Below are 18,936 nucleotides of genomic sequence, written 5' to 3' on the forward strand. Positions count from 1 at the left end.
TTTTTCATACTTTAAGCGTTTTTTAAACGTTATATTTTACGTTGACTCCAGCATATGTGATGAGCATATGCTGTTTATTGCTTTTGATTAGGTGGTAGATGAGGAACTGAGTCTTTAAATTACGGGTAGATTAGGTAAATAATAACATAGTTGTATTCTTTTTGAGAATTACATCTATTTATGTTTTTTATAATGTCTAAAATAATAGTCTATTTAGCGGCTTTTCAAGAAGTATGCCGTTATTGTGCTCAAATACAATTGTCTATGTGTTTTCTTTATTGATACACGGCGATAATTTATTTTATGGCTGTTTTTTGCTATGCTATTACATTTTATCTAAATAAAATATTTTGACTGTTCATTTTGTGCATGTTTACCTTTTAAGAAACCATCTTAAACAATCAGGTTTAGTGTATTCTCTTCAAAACAATCTTGTTGGTTAAATTAGGACTAAAAATAGTACAAAATATTCGCTGATACACAATGCTTATTAAGCGATTGTTAAGGCTCTTCTTTCTAGCCGGATACATTTTTAGTATTTGTTATTAAACCGGTGAAAACAGGAGCGTGGTTAAAAAAAGGAGAAAAGATTTTAGCTTATTCTTACGCATAAAAAAGCCCTGCAAATTTAAAATTTGAAGGGCTTGAAAAATATTTGTTTGTTTTTATTGTCTGACCACTTTGAACTCTGTTCTTCTGTTGAGCTGATGCATGGCATCGCTGCATTTCACACCGTTTGCACAGCGGTTGATCAAATGAGTTTCTCCATATCCTCGTGCGGTAATCCTGGCTTTGTCTATACCTCTTGAAATGATATAGCTAACCGCCGAATTAGCTCTTTTCTGAGATAACCACTGGTTATATTCATCGCGTCCTCTGCTATCGGTATAAGAGCTGAGCTCAATCCAGATGGTTTCATTGGTTTTGAGTGTAGAGACCAGTTTATCAAGTTCTCTTGCTGCATCGGGACGAATGTCCGCCTTATCAAAGTCATAATAGATATTTTCAATCCTGATTGGTTTATTCAGGACGATAGTTTCCAGAAAGAGGTCTTTATGCAAGTTTTCAGACTGGTTAAGATTTTTGGTGGTCAGTGCTGCTGCATCAGAGCTGTAATTTGCTTTTTCGCCTTTGAGGGTATAATCAGCAGCTTGATCAAGATTGAAATTGAAAGTTCCCTGGTTATTGGTCACTGCGGTTAAAGTTCCGCCATTCTGTTTGTTGAGGGTTACTATTGCCCCGCTGAGTGGCAGGTTCGTTTTGCGGTCGTATACGGTTCCTTCGAGCTTGAAGTAAAGGATCATTTGAGCAGTGAAGCTGTAGATGTCGTCATTGCCGGTTCCTCCTGGACGGTTAGAGGCGATAAAGCCTTTACCTTTGAGATCCATGTTATAAGCAAAGTCATCCTGAGGTGAGTTCACCGGATACCCCAGGTTAACCGGATTGGCTAACCCGGCTGCATTTTGTCTGGCTTTATAGATATCGAGTCCGCCCATACCGATGAGTCCGTCACTGCTGAAATAGAAATTACCATCGGCAGCAGGGAAGGGGTTTCTTTCATTTCCGCTGGTGTTGACCGCGGCAAGGTTAACGGCATCAGCCCAGGTTCCGTCTGAATTTTTAGTGGTCCTGTAAATATCTGTTCCCCCTTTTCCACCAGGCATATTGGAAACGAAGTACAGGGTGTTTCCGTCGGCAGCAATGGAAGGATCTCCTACAGAATATTCATTAACGCGGTTGTATCTGAAAGGTACTGGTTTCCCCCATGTACCGTTAGCATCTTTGGTACTGCTGTATATTTCCAGGTTAATGGTTGCGGTCTGTCCTTTTTTACGGGTAATTTTTTCAGGAATCCTGGTCATGGTGAAATACAGTGTATTCCCATCTGCAGTGAAACTGGCAGCGCCAATATGGTAATTGGTCTGTGCGTTAAGGGCAAAGAATTTCAGACTGTCTGTGGCTTCACTTTTTTCATACAGGCGGAGATATTCATTTCCGGTCCATCCGTAATTGTTGGGATCAGGTAATTTGGTAGGTCCGTCAAATTTGAAGAATGGTTTTGATTTTTTAGTGTCTCCGGACTGATTACGATCAGAGGTGAAAACGATTCCTTTATTATATGTGATTGCACCCCAGTCAGAGCCGGTGCTGTTAAGTCCTTTTTCATTTAAAAGAGTTACTGGTACAGGATTTTTGATCCAGTATTTTGCTGAATCGCAGGAGGCCAGCCAGATCTGCTGCTGAGCCGGGCTGACGTCTGGTTTCAGACTGATATATTTCTGATAGGCAGTTTTAGCTTCATCGTATTTGGCATTGTTCTGCAGAGCTTTGGCGTAATACAAAGTATTTTCGGGATTGCTTTGAGGCATGGCCGAAGCGATAGCATACCAGCTTTCGGCCTGCGGGTAATTATCTACGAGCTGATAGGTTTCTGCCAGGCGCTGTGCAGCATGGAGTGTTTGTTTTTTATGATAAGCCTTTTGATATAATTCTATGGCTTTGTTATAATTGAATAATTCAAATTGGGTATCGGCCTCTTTGAGGACGTACTGTGCTTTTACCTTAGCTGTCAGTGACAGCAGGAGTATGGCGGTGAATATACCTGACTGGATTGTTTTCATGCTATGGATCAATGGGACGCGTTAGGATAAATTATAAATTTATTGATGTTTCGATACGGCTGAATGATTGATCTAGAAATACCTCGGAGATCTCATTCTGGTGTTTTTGGTATTGAAATAATAGCCGATAGATATTTCATGAGTACCACTGCTGTATCCCTGCAAAGGCCCGATGGAGATGTCATAAGCATAACCTACTCTTAAGGATTTGCTTGGGAAGACCTCGATGGCAGCAACTGCAGAGTTTCTGTTACTCAGGTCTCTTTGCAGATAATCTTTGTTATAGAGTTTTACCCCCGTACGGTAAGCACCACCTACCCATATTCTGTCCATGAAGAGTACAAAAGCATTGATGTCTAAACTGGTTGGTCCGCCGCGGTCATCCTTAAGCAGGAAGGAAGGTTTTAATAAAATATCCTGTCCCAGTGGAATGAGTGTACCTGCGGTTAAGTAGTAATGTGGTTTAGGTTGGGGAATAAAGGCATAACGGTCCACATTGATGTACTGAGCAATCAGGTTATCGGCAGAGAAACCAGCAAAGAAACGGTCATCTGAATAATATACCCCGACCCTGGCATCGGGCAGTACGGTATTTTGTGTTCCCGTAGGCTGATCAGGCTCCCTGTCATTAGGATCTAACATCGAGCCGTCGATTCCTAATTGCACCATGCCCAGGCCCACACCAAAGGCAAGTCTTGAAGTGCCGCTTTCATTCATCTTCAGTCGGTATGCATAATTGGCATAGGCAGCCAGATTACTCTGGGCGCCGAGTTTATCGGCTGATACCTGCAAAGCAAGTCCGACATTGCCGTTGTTGGCATTGGCATCCACGGCCAGTGAGAAGGTCGTGGGAGCGCCTTTGATCCCTGTCCACTGACTGCGGTAAAAACTATGCAGGTTCAATTGTTCTTTATAGCCCGCATAAGCCGGGTTGATATAAATACCGTTGAACATATACTGGCTAAACTGTGCATCCTGCTGAGCTTTGATGAGTTTAGCAGGAAGGAGCAGGCTCAAGACCAACACTAATAATAACAAGCTTCTTTTCATACGGGTATAATTAATTCTATTCTTCAATCTGATTGTGTTTCGGTAGTATTTTTTAATGTGCCCGGACTATCAGTTAAGTCCGGGCTGTCAGCTATTATTTTTTGAAAGCCCGGATCAAGGTGATATATCCTTTAAAGACCTGCCATTCCGCATTTGCTCCTTTAGGTTTGACACGCAGCAGGTAGTAATAAGTACCTTCATTTAATCCTTCCCCAGTCCAGGTGTTCTGGTAGTTTTTCTGTCTGTATACTTCATTACCCCATCTGTTGACAATGCTTAGTTCATTATCTCCATACTGGTTGAGTCCTCTGATTTCAAAGACATCATTTGTACCATCTCCGTTTGGCGTGAACAGGTTAGGGATCTTGACTTCAAAGAAGTTCATGGTGATGGCTACCGAAGCAACATTGGTCAGATAGCCGTAGCTATCTTTCACCTGGTAGGTAAAATTATCATTTCCAGTATACCCGGGATCTGGTGTATAAGACACAGTACCATCACTGTTCACGGTGACTTTACCATGTAAAGGAGGCGTGATAATCACTACACTTCCTTTGTCAAAGCTTGAATTACCTGGATTATCATTGGCCAGGATGTCAATGACAATGGTGGTGTTGGCTTTGGCTTCTGCTTTGTCATCTACTGCCACCGGTGATTTAGGCACTACGATAACCGTAGGGTTATTGTTGGATTCATCAGTACCGGATGTTGCGGTGACCTCATTTCCAGCCGGTGCTTTTGCTTTGGCAATTGCTGTATTGGTTACCTGACCAGCATCTTTATCTGCCTGGGTTAAGGTATATACTTCAGTCGCTGTAGCTGTAGCTCCCGGAGCAAGTCCGAAAGTACCGACATTAATTGTTCTGTTACTGATACCGAGTTTCGCATCACTGAAAGTAACATTGTTAAGTGTTACTGTACCTGTGTTCTTCACGGTAAAGGTGTAGGTGATTTTGTTATCCTTGAATACAGCGGTTTTAACCAGAGACATTGAGCCTGCAGGGTTTCCTGAAGGATCCACCTCGGTTGTAGTCGGTGTATCGTTGTTGGCAGCAGTACCGGAAATATCAGTAGCTTTTGCTCCTCCGGTTGCTGTTGCATTCACCACTGCAGAGTTGATGACTTTTCCAGCATCTTTATCTGCCTGTGTTAAGGTGTAAACCTGGGTCGTGGTAATTGTAGCACCTGGCAACAAACCTGCTCCCACAGGAACAGCCAGATTGGTGATACCCAGCTTGGCATCATTTAACAGGACTGTAGTAAATGTCACATTACCTGTATTCTGAATGGTAAAGGTATAGCTGATTTGAGTACCACTAGCAATGCTTACTCCAGTTTTAACTAAAGTAACTGCAGGTTTTGCACCAATAATCACTACCGTAGGATCGTCTGTGGCCGGAGTATTCGGGTCATCAGATTTCGGTTTGGTAACCGGGTTGCCTGTTGGATCTGTACCTTTGACACCTGCCTGATTGCTGAAGGTACCTGCATCCACATCTGTTTGTGTTAACGTATGTTTAGCCGTTACAGTTACATTAGCACCAGGAGCAATAGTTGGAATAGTTGCCGGAGTGATACTTCCTGCATCAGCTCCCGGATCACTTACAACCACGTTGCTTAAGGTTACATTACCTGTGTTGGTTACCACCAGAGTATAGTTGATCACATCACCAGTTTTAGCGCCAGTATTGTTGGCTACTTTAGTCAGGGTCATTGATGGAGCCGGAGTAATTTGAATTACCGTAGGATCATCTGTGGCCGGAGTATTCGGATCATCAGATTTCGGTTTATCCACCGGATTACCTGAAGGATCCGCACCTTTGGCACCTGCCTGATTGCTGAAGGTACCTGCATCTACATTTGCCTGAGTTAGCGTATGTTTAGCGGTTACTGTAGCACTTGCACCAGGGAGTAAAGTGGTAATGTTAGCCGGGGTGATACTTCCAGGATCAGCACCCGGATCGGTCACCACAATATTGCTTAAGGTTACATCACCTGTGTTTTTCACGACCAGTGTATAGTTAATGACATCACCGGTTTTGGATCCTGTATTATTGGCCACTTTAGTCAGTGACATTGCAGGTTTTCCAGGGGTTAAGGTAATGGTGAAAGTTTGTGGTGCAGACTGGTCTATTCCTCCGTTAGCTGTTCCGCCATCATCTTTGAGAATGACCGTTACAATGACTGTACCTGTTGCTCCAAAAGCAGGCGTGAAGGTGAGTGTACCATCAGGTGCAATTGCGGGCTGGATGGTGAACAGGGCGTTATTGGCATTGGTCACGATGAAGTTCAGCTTCTGAGCTGCTTCATCCGCAGGTCCTGCACTGATTGCAGTGGCCCATCCTGGAACCGTTTGTGCTCCGGCATATTGTAACAGCACCTGATCCGCACCTTTGACAAATGATGGTGCATCATTGACCGGAGTGATAGTGAGTGTTAAAGTACTTGTCGCTGAACCACCTTTTCCATCGATAGCAGTATAAGTAATTACTGGAACAGTTCCGTTGTAATCTTTAGCAGGGACAAAAGTATATCCGCCATCAGCATTGATGGTGATAGTACCTTTACCAGGGATCAGTACCGGAGTGCCAGTTGATTGATCACCTGTGATTCCTGCGATGGTAAATTTGCTGACTTTTAATACATCATTATCTACATCTGTATCATTGGCGAGCAGCCCATTTGCCGCCGTTACCGTCAGGGTCTGATCTTCGAGCAGGGTCGCTGTATCAGGGTTGGCCACCGGATCACTATTAACTGCATTTACACCAGCAGTTGCTGTATTGTTGCTTAACAAAGGATCGGTTTCTGTACCAGAAACGACAGCTGTAGTCTGATAAGGACCACCTACCACCAGGTTCGCCTGTATGGTTAAGGTTGTAACTGCGCCATTGGCCAGGTTACCGATCGTCCATAATCCTGAAGCAGGATCATAATTACCAGAGGTTGCAGACTGGCTGGTGATGGTATAACCTGCCGGCAGCAGATCAGTGACTTTCACGCCCGATGCATTACTAGGCCCGTTGTTGGTTACCTGAACGGTAAAGGTTACCGGTTGTCCTACTTTTTGCAGTGTCTGGTTGACGGTATTGGTTACCGCCAGATCTGTCACTACATCGACTTTGGTATCTACCGGCGGAGTTGTCTGTGGGTTAGTCCCCGGTTCGATTGGTGTAGCGGTTGCGGTGTTCTGCAGATTCGCTGTAGCTCCTGCAGGGAGGAATCCTGTGACCCTGATGGTTACCGTGTTGGCGTTTCCAGCCGGCATGTTGACTGTAACGTTTACATTGTTGGTATTTCCTGTAGCTCCGCTGACAATGGTTGCAGTACCGGCAGGAGTTGCTGTCCAGGTAACCCCAGTCAGCGCTGCAGGGACATTATCGGTAATCAGGGTACCTACTGCATCACTGATGCTGGTATTGACCGCGGTAATTATATAGTCTACATTGGTACCAGCGGCAGCATTTGCAGGACCGGATTTGGTGATTTCAATAACCGGGATTCTGCTGACTGCTGTGCTTACCGTAGAGGTTACCGGTATTACTCCAGGTTCAGCCGGGCTTGCGGTTGCTGTGTTAACCAGTGGTGAGACATTATTGTTGGAAGGGACTTTACCCGTTACGCTGATGGTAATGGTATTTCCGTTTCCAGCGGGCAAGTTCGCTGTTAAACTGATATTGCCTGTTCCCGTTGCCGGAGTCGTCAGAGTCGCAGTACCAGTGGTCGTAGCCGTCCAGGTTACATTGGTAATGGCAGCAGGTACGACATCGGCAATAGCCAGATTCAGTGCATCACCTGTTCCCTGGTTATTGACCGTGATCAGGTAATTGATATCGGCGCCTGCGGTTAAAGTAGCAGGTCCTGTTTTGACAATTTTGATGACCGGTTTTCTGCTGACAGTAGTGACTACCGGAGTAGAAGTTTTCGGGTTTGCCGGATCTTCAACGGCTGTAACTTTTGCTGTATTGGTAATGGTTCCGCTAAATGAAGGGGCAACAATTCCATTGACTGTAATGATGATGGCATCACCCGGGGCAGCAGTTAAGTTGGCCTTGGTGGCTATGGTATTTGAAGTGCCTGAACTGGCTCCTGTAATCACTGCATTTCCGGTCTGAGTTACCGACCACTGCACATTAGTGATGTCAGCCTGAACGATGTCATCAATAGCCGCATTGAGTGCGGTACTTGGTCCGTTGTTGGTGACACGGATCTGGTAATTGATCTGTTCACCGGCAAGCAGGGTAGCCGGACCAGATTTGGTGATGTTCAGGTTGACTACAGGTTTAACCACGGTTGTGACTGTAGAGGTAACCGGTGGGATACCTGGTTCAGCAGGCGTAGCCGTTGCGGTGTTGGTTAAGCTGTTGTTATAGGTCGGTTCAATGTCACCTGTAATGGTCACATTCACTGTACCACCCACAGGGACATCAACATTTGCAGCGACCTGGTTACCAGTTCCTGTAGCACCAGAGTTGATGATGGCACCACCACTGCTTGTTGCTGTCCACTGCACATTTTGCAGCGCAGGGGAAACCACATCGGTAATAGCTGTACCTGCAGCATCAGATGGACCGGTGTTGGTCAGGCTCAGGGTATAAGTGATTTTCTCTCCGCTGGCTGCTGTGGCAGGACCGGATTTCACTAGTTTCAAGCCTGGGGTTCTTTTTAAAACAGTCGTTACCGGATTTGAAATAACAGGAACTTTTGCTCCTTCTGTCGGAGTTACAGTTGCTGTATTCACAATATCGGCTGTTGCTGATGAAGGGATATTTCCAGTGATGGTAATTAAGATTCTGGCATCTCCTTTTCCAGGAATATTTCCGGTAACACTTAATGCATTACCTGTTCCTGAAGCACCTGCAGAGATTACAGCTCCGTTTTGTGCGGTAGCAGTCCATTGAATATTTTGTAAAACAGCTGGGATAGCATCAGTAATTGCTGCTGCAGTTGCGTTACTTGGTCCTGCATTGGTTACCTCGATCGTATAAGCAATTGGCAGGCCAGGACTGGTAGATGCCGGGCCCGATTTACGAACATTCAGCGCAGTAACTTTGCTGACAGCAGTACTTACTGTTGGTGAAACTACTGCCGGATTTGCACCTGTTTGTGCCTGGGCAGTATTGGTAAATGTGCCGTCAAAATCAGGATCTACCGTTCCGGTTATATCAAGAGTAACGATATTACCCGGACCTTGTGGAATATCAGCAGTAACTGCCGGATTTCCTGTTCCTGAGGTCACTGTAACTGTAGCAGTTCCGGTAACAGCAGCCGTCCAGTTTACGTTTTGTAACTGAACAGGAACAATATCGGTAATGTTCACAGTCTTTGCGTCACTAGGACCATTATTACCTACTTGTATAATATAGTGTATCTGTTCTCCTGCGACAGCCGTATTAGGCCCGCTTTTTGAAACTTGTAATGTCGGAGTGTTCTCAATTGCAGTAGTTACACTTGAGGAGTTGTTATCAGGATTGTAATCCGTAATACCTGGTGTATTCAAGGTAACTGTAGCTGTATTGGTGATATTACCAGCAGTTCCGGAAGAAGGAACTTTACCTTCAATAGTCACCAGCAGATAATTGTCTGCACCTGCAGCAATACTACCTGTGGTTGAAATGGTATTGGTAGTTCCTGTTGCAGTTCCGGTAACTGACGAAGTACCGAAAGCAGTAGCTGTCCATTTGCTGACAACAATATTTGATGGCACATTATCTGCAATGGTCAGTGCATTTACATCAACCGGGCCGCTATTGAATACTTTCAGGGTATAAGTAATATTCTCTCCTGCTGATATAGTAGAAGGTCCCTGTTTTTCAATGCGTATATCTGTTGATTTATTGATCGAAGTCACAACAGTACTTTCCTCCGTACCATTTGACGTTACTGTAACGGTGTTACTAAACTGGGTATTCCCTTTGTCTACAACAATACCGTTAACTGTAATCTCAATTATATTGGCAGGGCCAACCGGAACATCACCATTTACAGAAATCTGATTGGTCGTTCCACTGTTATTTGTACTTGTCAGAACCGCACCACCTGCAGCGACTGCTCTCCAGTCAGTTACCTGTACATCTGTTGGTACATTATCTGTAATCAGTGCATTGGTAATGTCACCAAGACCTGCATTTTTAACCAGAATCGTATAAGTTATCGGATCTCCGATATTTACAGTACGCGGACCAGCCTTAGAAACTCTGAAAACAGGACTGTTGTTAATGTTTGTTGTAACTTCAGATGTATTGTTTGCTGTTTCAGGATCAGGAACGGTCGTACTTGTGATGGTCGCTCTGTTTATAATTACTGATTTGTCGGCCAGAGCCGGGCTTGCTGTTCCGGTAATGACAACTTCTACTAAACCTGCAGTTGCAGGAATGTCTGAAGTCAGGCTTACATTACCTGTTCCGCTGGCGGTGGAAACTGTTGCTCCGCCAGTCGCCGTAGCGGTCCAGCTTGCATCTAAAATTTCTGCAGGAATATTATCGGTAATATTAACACCCAGTGCTGTACTAGGTCCGGCATTTGTTATGCGTAATACATATTGTACCAGCTCACCAGAGCCCGCATCTGCAGGTCCTGATTTTATAATTCTGACATTTGCAGATCTTGTGGTATTCGTAGTTACTGTGCTTATTGCAGGTGTGGTTGGATCGGTGGTGCCTGCCGGTGGTATTACTGTTGCTGTGTTGCTAATGCTGTTGCCTGCAAACAGAGGATCAAGAGTTCCGTTGATCGTAATCAGTAAAGAATCTGTACTGCCTGCTTTCAGAGAAGCCAGCAGATCTACATTGCCTGTGCCATTTGCAGGTGATGCATTTGCACTGCCACTTGTGGTTACTGTCCATACCGGATTTAAAACTGCTGCCGTAATATTGTCAGTTACTCTTGCACCAGTAACATCACTTGGACCCGCATTCTTAACCTTGATCGTATAACTGACTGGCTGACCCGCTACCGCATTTGCAGTACCGGATTTAAGGATACGTAAATCAGAAGTTTTAGTCACTGTCGTTGTTACGGTATTTGACGTAGCCGGATTATTACCAGCTTCGGCCGGACTCACTGTTGCCGAGTTACTGAAAGAAGTACCTGTAAAAGCAGAGCTGAGCGTACCTTTAATCAATACATTGATTTGGTTTGCTGAACCAGCCGGGATATTTCCTGTGATTGATAAATTATTCCCGTTTCCGGTTGCTCCGGCAGATACTGTTGCTGCTCCGGTTAATGTTGTTCCCCAGGTTACATTGGTTAATCCCGGCGGGATCTGATCTGTTATAATTGCATTGACTGCATTACTTGGACCATTATTGGATATGGTTAAATTGTAAACTACATTTTCCCCGGCATTTACTGTTGAAGGACCGGCTTTACTAATGGTCAATGTATTTTTATTACCGATTACTGTACTCACTTTATTAGATGATACCGGAGTAATTCCAGGTTCAGCAGGTGTTGCCGTTGCGGTGTTATTTATAGTCGTATTGGCTTGTGCTGCACTTAGTTTTCCCGAGATGGCAATCTGTATTTTGTTGGCATTGCCGACATTCAGATTACCTGTTATACTTACATTATTACCCGTTCCTGTTGTCGTAACGACTGAAGATGTTCCAGAAGGAGTAGCTGTCCAGGTTACACCAGTCAGTTCTGCAGGCACCACATCGGTAATCACTAATGCTGTTGCATTTGAAGGACCGTTGTTGACTGCGTCAATAAGATAAGAAATCGTTTCTCCGGCATTTGCATTTGCAGGGCCTGTTTTGGTTAGAGATACTGAAGGTGTTTTGGTAATAGTCGTAATGACCGGACCTGCAGTTTTAGGAGTAGTACCCGGTTCGGCAGGAGTAACGGTTGTGCTGTTACTGATATCTGCAGTTGCGGCCGGATTAACCGTTCCTGAAATCGTAATCAGGATTTCATCAGCAGGGTTTCCGCCAAGATTACCAGTTACACTTAAGGCTGATCCTGTTCCTGTAGCACCGGCAGTTACTGTAGCTGTTCCGGTGGTTGAGGTTACCCAGGTTGGATTCAGGATACTAGCCGGAATTGCATCCGTAATTACCGAAGCAATGGCATTGGCCTGGCTGATATTTTTAACAGAAATGGTATAGGTAATCGCCTGACCGGCACTCAGAGTGGCCGGGCCATTTTTCTGTATCGTTAATACCGGTATACGGGTTACGTTAGTAGTGGCAGTGGCCGATACCGGTGAAGTTCCTGCTTCAGCTGGAGTAGCCGTTGCGGTATTGGTCAGCGTACCGCTGAACCCGGCTGCTACTTTACCAGTGATGACAATGGTAATACGATTTCCACTACCGCCAGCTATATTGCCATTCAGACTGATGGTATTGCCTGTTCCGGTTGCAGCACCAGTAATCGATGCATTGCCGGTTTTAGTTGCCGTCCAGTTCACATTTGTAATGGTTGCTGGTACAACATCGCCGATTGCAAGATTTAATGCGTCAGATGCACTGTTGTTGGTAACATCGATGGTATAAGTAATAGTTTCTCCTGCATTGATAGATGAAGGACCATTTTTAGCAATCGATAGTACTGGTGTTCTGCTGGCTATAGTATTTACTGTAGAAGTAGGGGACGGACTGCCTGGTTCAGTTGCTGTAACTGAAGCCGTATTTGAAATAGACCCGTTGAATGCAGGATCAACTTTACCGGTAATGGTAAATATGATCTTGTTTCCTGCACCGGCAGGTATGTTTGTGGTGGCATCCAAAGTATTTCCAGAACCAGTAGCTCCGGTGGATATTGAGGCTGTACCCTGAACAACTGAAGTCCATGCGGTATTTAAAATACTGGCTGGAATGGCATCCTGTACATGTGCTGCCACTGCATCACTCGGGCCATTATTTCCAACGGTTACTGTATAGGTAATGCTGCTTCCTGAGTTAACTGAAGGCGTAACACTTTTAACAATAGTTAGCCCTGATTTTGAACTCAAAGCTGTGTTTACCGCTGTAGAAGTAACAGGAGTTGTTCCTGATTCTGCTGGTGTAGCGGTTGCTGTATTGGTGATTGTACCAGATGCATTTGAGGCGATAGTCCCTGAAACTACAATCTGTACGGTACTGTTTGCACTGAAATCACCTGCTACCGCGATAGCATTTCCTGTTCCTGTCGCTCCGGAATTGATGGTCGCAGTATCACCAGTTACTGTCGCTGTCCAGCTTACGCCAGTTACGGCAGCAGGAACCGCATCTGTGATTTGTGTATTTAAACTATTTGAAGGACCTGTGTTTTTAACATTGATGGTATAAACTATGGCATTACCAGCGGTTGCTGTAGCAGGACCACTTTTGGTGATGGTAAATACAGGTATTTTTTTAACTGTAGTAACCGCCTGTGCATTGACAGGTGTACTGCCCGGTTCCTGAGGAGTGGCAGTAGCGGTATTGGTAATTGTTCCGGCAAAGGCAGGGTTTATAGTGCCTTTTATAACCACAACAGCTTTGTTGGAAGTTCCGGCAGGTACATTTGCAGTAACATTGACATTGTTTCCTGAACCTGTAGCGCCTGTAGTGATGGCAGCAGTACCTACTAACTGGGTTGTCCAGGTTACACCGGTAAGGGAGGCAGGTACAATATCAGCGATCTGTACACCTGTTGCATTACTTGGACCATTGTTGGAGATTTCCAACTGGTAAGTAACCTGATTTCCTGCTGTTGCAGTAGAAGGGCCGGTTTTAGTAATGACTACTCCTGAAGTACTGGTGACATTGGCATTCACTGTTGAGTTACTTCCTGTTCCATCAGGTTCTGCAGGAGTAACGGTGGCTGTATTGCTGATTGTTCCTGTTGCTCCCGGATCTACAGTCCCTGTAATGGTTACAGTTACCGTATTCCCTGAACCCGCAGGAATATTTACTTTCAGATTCACCGTATTTCCGGTACCAGTTCCACCTGTCGTGATTGTTGCAGCACCCGCTACAGTACTTGTCCAGCTCACATTACTTAATGTCGCTGGTACTATATCTGAGATGTCCGTATTTACTGCATTACTGCTTCCTGTATTGGTAATCGTTAAAGTATAGGTTGCTGTATTACCAGCAGTTAAACCTGCGGCACCCATCTTGGTGATCACTAAAACTGGTTTGTTTTTAACCGGTGTTGTTACGCTTGACGTATTATTAGTTGTTGTAGGATCAGTAATATCAGCAGGGGGTGTTACTGTTGCTGTATTAACTAATGCTGTATTTGTACCCGGTGCAACTTTACCTGTAATGGTTAGTGTTGCTGACTGACCATTAGCTAAAGTTAAGCCTGTCCAGTTACCAGTTGAACTGGTGTAAGTTCCTGTAGAAGGAGTAAAGTTACTTGCTGTAAATCCTGCCGGTAAATTATCGGCAATGGTTAACGCATCGGCTGTTGCCAGTGTACCCGGACCATTATTGGTTAATGTGATCGTATAGGTTAAAGCTTCACCGGCGATTGCTGTAGAAGGACTTGCCGTTTTAACTATTCCAAAATCAATTACACGACTTATTGTTCCTTTGTCAGTAGCTGTATTATTAGCTGAAACAGGATCAGTTACTCCGGTAGGGGCAGCAACTGTTACTGTATTATCCAGAGCGCCAATGGCAGTTGGAGAAACAGTACCTGTGATCGTTAAAACAGCAGATTGTCCATTGGTTAAAGTCAATCCTGTCCAGTTACCGGTAGAGCTGTCATAAGTTCCGGCGTTAGGCGTAAAGGTAGCCGCAGTAAATCCTGCAGGCAGATTATCTGTAATTGTAACAATGTCCGAAGTCAATAAAGCTCCTGACCCGTTGTTGCTTAAAGTAATGGTATAGGTTAGTGCCTGACCTGCAACAGGAGGTTTTGGTGCTGATGTTTTTGTTACGCCCAGGTCAATGACACGACTGATTGGTGTAGTAATACTAGCTGTGTTATTTGATGTTTGTGGATCCGTAACACCCGTTGGTGCAGTAACAGTAACTATGTTATTCAGAGAACCGGTTGCAGTGGCATTAACCGTCCCGGTGATTGCCAGTGTTGCGGATTGGCCGGTGGCTAAAGTTAAGCCAGTCCAGTTTCCGTCAGCACTGGTATAGGTTCCGGCAGAAGGGGTGAAGCTGGCTGCAGTAAATCCTGCCGGTAAATTATCAATAACCTTGGTTACATCAGTTATCAGCAGACTACCCGGACCATTATTTGTCAAAGTAATTGTATAAGTAAGTGACTGACCGGTTATGGCTGTTGCGGGTAGGGCAGTTTTGCCTACACCTAAATCAATAACTCTGGTTGTCGTAATGGTGTTGGTTGCGGTATTGTTAGTCAGATCAGGATCAGTAATGTCAGCAGGACTTGTTACCGTTGCTGTGTTCACCAGTGAGCCGGCAAGCGCATCCGGAGAAAGTTTTCCTGCGATCACTAGAGTGGTGCTCTGGCCAGAAGTTAACGTTAAGCCCGTCCAGTTTCCTGTGTTGCTATCATAAGTTCCGGTGGCAGGAGTGAACGATGTTGCTGTATAGCCGGCAGGTAAATTATCTACCAGCTTAACGATATCAGCGGCCAGTAAACTACTTGGCCCGTTATTTTTTAAAGTTAAGGTATAGGTTAGATTCTGGCCTGCCGCTACTGGCGCAGGGCTGGCGGTTTTGGTCAGCACGAAATCTATTTGTCTGACAACAGGAGTAGTTTCAGTAGCTGTATTATTAGCCGTTACTTTATCATTTGTTCCTGCCGGAGGAGTAATACTTACAGTATTGCTTAACGATCCTGTAACCGTAGCTGTTACAGTACCTGCAATTGTTAATGTAGTACTTTCACCTGTAGCCAAAGTTAATCCGCTCCAGTCTCCGGTAGTTTTATTGAATGTTCCTTTAGCAGGAGTATAGCTGGCTGCTGTAAATCCGGCTGGCAGATTATCTGTAACCTTGACTATGTCGGCAGCTAACAGACTACCCGGACCTTTATTGGTTAAGGTTATTGTATAGGTTAATGTCTGTCCTGCAACAACTGGTTTCGGGCTGGAAGTTTTCGCTACTTCAAGATCAATATCCCTGTTGATGTTGGTGACAATAGTTGCTGTGTTATTGGTTGATACCGGATCTAAAACTCCGGGAGGATTAGTTACCGTAACCGTATTGGTTAATGTCCCGGAAGCAGAAGGGCTAACCGTTCCCGCAATGGTTAAGGTTGCTGATTGTCCTTTTGTTAAAGCCAGACCTGTCCAGTTTCCATTTGCACTGGTGTAAGTTCCTGTTGAAGGCGTATAGCTGGCTGCTGTAAATCCGGCCGGCAGATTATCCGTTACATTAATGATATCGGCAGTCAGTACAGGACTTGGGCCGTTATTTTTAAGTGTTATGGTATAAGTCAGTGCTTCACCAGCTGTAGCAGTTAGTGGAAGAGCTGCTTTGGTTACTTCCAGGTCGTATGATGGCTGAATAATAACACTATAGTCTTCTACTTCTCCGTTAGTGGCTGCACCTCCTGTTGAACTGGTTGTTAAATTATCAGTACTTAATCTTAAACGTGCATAAGTAATGCCTGCGGTCAGATTACTTATGCCTGACCAGGATAAAGTTGCCGTAGCGGCATTTGCCGGTACGTTTACAACAACACCTTCAGCAGGTTCAAAAGTTCCGTTTTTATTAAAATCTATCCAGCCAACTAATTTTGCTGCTGTACCTGTGGTATTGGTTACCGGTACATTAAGACTGTATGTAGTGGATGAAGTCGTGATGACCGGCAAAGTAGTAAAGCCATCTTCATCCAGACCATCACCATTAGTACCATTAGCATCCGAGCCAGCAGAAACCGGCTGCCCGTCCGGTTCTCCGTCTATCGTACTGCCAATTCTGATCCGGTTATCCAGGACATGACGAGGGCCATTTGCTGCCAGTAAAGTACCATAACTTGTGGGTGCATCACCAAAATCCAGAGGGATAATAGGTAAAGTATAATCTTCTACTTCACCATTACTGATCACAGATGTTGGTGTTGCAGTAGTCAGGGCAGGGGTGGTGGAGATTCTGAAGCGTGCATAAGTCTGCCCGGCGACCAGACCATTCAACCCTGTCCAGGTTAGTGTGGCGGTTGTTGCATTATTTGGAACGGTGACCGAAGCCCCTTCTGATGCTTCAAAAGTACCATTGTTGTTAAAATCAATCCAACCAACCAGATTGGCATTACCTCCACTGGTGTTTCCTACAGTCGCAGTTACGCTGTATGTTGTCGCATTAACAGGAAGAGGAGCAAAACTAGTTATACCGTCTTCATCATTTTCGCCATTTTTATTGTCTGCGTCTGCATTGGTACCCAATACAAAAGTCGCAGGATCAAAGTCACCGGATATTGCCCCTAATTTGGGAGTCTGTGGTTTGGTTACTGTACCAGAGGTAATCAGGTTGCCTGCACCGCCAATAGGGTTGACAATATAAACTGTATTGGGAGATGAATCTGGATTAGGATTATTACCACCTGTCAATAACGGTGTTAAAGTATGCGATGGTGAACCATAACTAGCCGGTGCATCACCTATCTCTGAATAGGCCATAACTCCCAGAGCCATAGCTGTTAATCCGCCAGATTTTATGTGTGCGTTAATAGACAATGAACTGGTCGAGCTTGTCAGGGTTTTTTGAGTATATAAAAGAGCTGCGTTTTGATTACACTGTAATTTTACGGTTTTATCACTGTTGGAAAAGGTCATTCTTCTCCCGCCTCCAGGAGTTCCCTGGTCGGTAGTATTGTCAACAAAAGTTTCTAATAGTTTCCATGAATCACCATTAGTAATACCCTGGGTATATTCATTTGGAGAATCAGCCTCTGCATTTCCAAATACCAGACCTACATCTGCTGGCTGACCATTTACCGTAGCGTATGTCTGTATAGTGAAATTTGCACTCACACCGTCCTGATTTGTTCTGAGTGCGTTAACCAGTGTGTTACTCCCTCCTATACCTCCAATGTTATATAATCTGTTTAATCTGTCTTCCCCCCATGATCCTGATACATAAGGGATTAATCTCGATGCAGAATTTGCATTACTCCCGGAGAATACGAGGTTATCAATGACAGATGTGATTGTAATCCCACTTACGGTGAAAGTAAATGTTTGTTTGTCACCAGCTTTCATGCTTAAGTTCTTGAAATTAAGCCAGTAGATGTTGTTTTTGTACAAACCACTACCACCAGTAGCCTGGACTTGTCCGGTGGCGGGTTGAGCAAATAAAGCCAGCAGTAAAATCAGGCAGGAGGCGAAATAATAATTAAACCTGATTTTTTTGATCAGAGCATGCAGGTTCTTAAAGAAAGAAAAACCTTTGAGGTAGAGTGGAGTCATAAAACGTAGATTGGGCAGTAAAAAATATTATATAGGAGCAACATTAGTTATACCGTTTAAGCATTTAGCTTAAATTGTGTAACTAGTTTAACTTACAGGATAATTACTTTAATGGTTTTGAGGCAGGATAATAAAATCCTCAATAAAAGTGAAGAGATAATGGGGCTTCTCTTCAAAAGATTCCAGATAAAACAAGTTATCTGAAAATTGGATTAGCGTGTAATTTATTGATGAAATACACGTTTTTAAAAACATGAAGGCAATTTGACTGTAGATTTTTATCATAATTAATAATTTGATGCGTTATAGGTAGCTAACAACATACAAAACCAATGAAACTTAATTGTCTCATGCCTCTGGCAGGGCAGTAAATGAAAATAGATTCTATGCCAGGTATATATTCGGTTTACGTAAAATAATAGTTTTGAAAATTATTTCGCAAAAGTACGTTTATAACTGTAATAAATTTGCTCGGGAATAATAATCCTTGTTGACAATAATGTCAAAAATTATGCCGTTTGAACTGAAATATAGTCGTTTTTACCCCTCATATGGGCCAGTATTCCTGTTAGTTGTGGGTTTTAATCTCTTTTTAATGTTTCTTTATACGAGAGTATGTTTTGTGAAAATGACTTTTGTAATACTTTTGTTTAATCTTTTTGTTTCTTATTTTTACAATTGATTAAATTTTTAGGGTTTGTCGTTTCGGTTTAAAAATAATTATTGAATTCCTTTTTTTATTATCCATATGGTCTGTAGTTTAGAGACTTAAAAACTTTACGGCTATGTTTTTGGGTGTATATTTAGCCATGATAAATGGTTTTTATGGAAGTGGAAATAATTTTCTTCTTTCTGTTAATTTACAGCTGAAAATCCTGACAGATGACCAGATCTGTAATAACATTCCTCCTGAAGAGCATTCGGGATGTATAGAGTCTGAGACACTTATTTATTTTGTGTCTA

The 18,936-nt window shown here is 43.8% G+C and carries 3 protein-coding genes; all 3 read right to left on the minus strand.

All coding sequences use genetic code 11. The features are described 5' to 3' along the window. Positions 1-665: 665 nt before the first annotated feature. Positions 666-2,621: an OmpA family protein gene (locus PL_RS19060; protein WP_348620114.1), complete on the minus strand. Its 1,956-nt coding sequence runs from the start codon at positions 2,619-2,621 to the stop codon at positions 666-668. 72 nt (positions 2,622-2,693) lie between these two features. Further along, complete coding sequence (locus PL_RS19065; RefSeq protein ID WP_041881669.1) at positions 2,694-3,671, minus strand: PorP/SprF family type IX secretion system membrane protein; 978 nt, start codon at positions 3,669-3,671, stop codon at positions 2,694-2,696. A gap of 94 nt (positions 3,672-3,765) precedes the next feature. Next, positions 3,766-17,973 (minus strand): DUF7507 domain-containing protein, encoded by a 14,208-nt coding sequence (locus tag PL_RS19070; RefSeq protein ID WP_348620115.1) that lies wholly within the window; start codon positions 17,971-17,973, stop codon positions 3,766-3,768. Between the last annotated feature and the right edge of the window lie 963 nt (positions 17,974-18,936).

Source organism: Pedobacter lusitanus (genome assembly GCF_040026395.1).
GTDB lineage: Bacteria > Bacteroidota > Bacteroidia > Sphingobacteriales > Sphingobacteriaceae > Pedobacter > Pedobacter lusitanus.

Excerpts from the sequence above, each read along its gene's own strand:
- PL_RS19070 (WP_348620115.1), bottom strand. The coding sequence starts at position 17,973 with ATGACTCCACTCTACCTCAAAGGTTTTTCTTTCTTTAAGAACCTGCAT.
- PL_RS19060 (WP_348620114.1), bottom strand. The coding sequence starts at position 2,621 with ATGAAAACAATCCAGTCAGGTATATTCACCGCCATACTCCTGCTGTCA.
- PL_RS19065 (WP_041881669.1), bottom strand. The coding sequence starts at position 3,671 with ATGAAAAGAAGCTTGTTATTATTAGTGTTGGTCTTGAGCCTGCTCCTT.